Raw genomic sequence first — 1,082 nt, 5'->3', positions numbered from 1 at the left:
CAGCAAACCCGCGGACTTGGAATGACGATAGACAAGATCGAAGATTTCGTTCGTCGCCGGAATTCGCTGGGCAACATCTTCGACGCGAAAAAACAGATCGACTTCGATCGCTGTCGCATCCAGACCTTTGATAGCGACCGCCGGTGGTGGCTCCTTCAGTATCATGTTGCTGCTTTGCAAGGCCGCGTTCATGACGTCCGCGACGATCGCCGGCATCTTGGTCGGAGCCAATCTTATCGTGACGGACAGTCCGTGGCTCTCCTCGGGGCTGCTGACATTGGTCAGCCCGAGTTTCGCGAGAAAGCTGTTCGGCAGCGCCACGACGTTGTGGGCCAAGGTGAGCAGGTGGGTAGACCGCCAGTTGGTCTCGACAACGCGGCCTTCGGTGCCGTCGCTGAGAACGATCCAGTCGCCAAGCACATAAGGACGGCCGAGGTTGAGCGCGATGCCCGAGAAGACGTCGCTCAGCGTGTTCTGGAGCGCCAGTCCGAGTATGATGGCGAAGACGCCCGAAGTGGCGATCAGCGTTCCGACCGGTGCGCCGAAGACGAATGCCAGAATGGACAGCAGCATTCCCACATAGACTGCGCCCACGACGAGGTCCTGCAGCAGGCGCGCCTCGCGCGGCTTTCGCTCGAACACGAGATAGATGCGGACAAATCCGATCAGCGCCCAGGCGAGGTGAACCCACCAGAGCAACTTAGCGGCCCCGACAAGGATTGCTCCGTCGGTTGTCTCATTGCCCGTTGCCGGCTCGTAGGGGACCACAGCTCCGTCAAGCAGCAGGACCGACATAGTGAGGAAGAATGCGATCTGGACGATCAGCCTCGTGGTGGAGAGCCGCTGCGGAATGACGTGCCAAACGACGATTCCGGTGAAACCGACCAACACCATGTGAAGATGGGGAGAATTCCACCAGTTCATGACCGGACCCGGATCCACGAAAAACCTTATACAATCGAAGCGGATAAGCGATCGTTGTTATTCCTTGCCGTTCTCCAGGATCGCTTCGCTTATCGAGTTCGGCAGCCGGCGCGGCGTCTCGATCACGCCCAGCAGCGGCATGACGACGAGAAAGAATC

Annotated in this window: 1 protein-coding gene; it reads right to left on the bottom strand. The window is 59.1% G+C overall.

From position 1 onward, the window contains the following. Positions 1–924: mechanosensitive ion channel family protein (locus EOA86_RS35815; RefSeq protein ID WP_164892375.1), on the bottom strand; the 924-nt coding region annotated here is incomplete at its 3' end. Positions 925–1,082 lie beyond the last annotated feature (158 nt).

The organism is Mesorhizobium sp. M5C.F.Ca.IN.020.32.2.1, assembly GCF_004023105.1.
Lineage (GTDB): Bacteria > Pseudomonadota > Alphaproteobacteria > Rhizobiales > Rhizobiaceae > Mesorhizobium > Mesorhizobium wenxiniae.
Note: the sequence above shows the minus strand (reverse complement) of the source record. Positions and strands in the feature narration are given on the sequence as shown.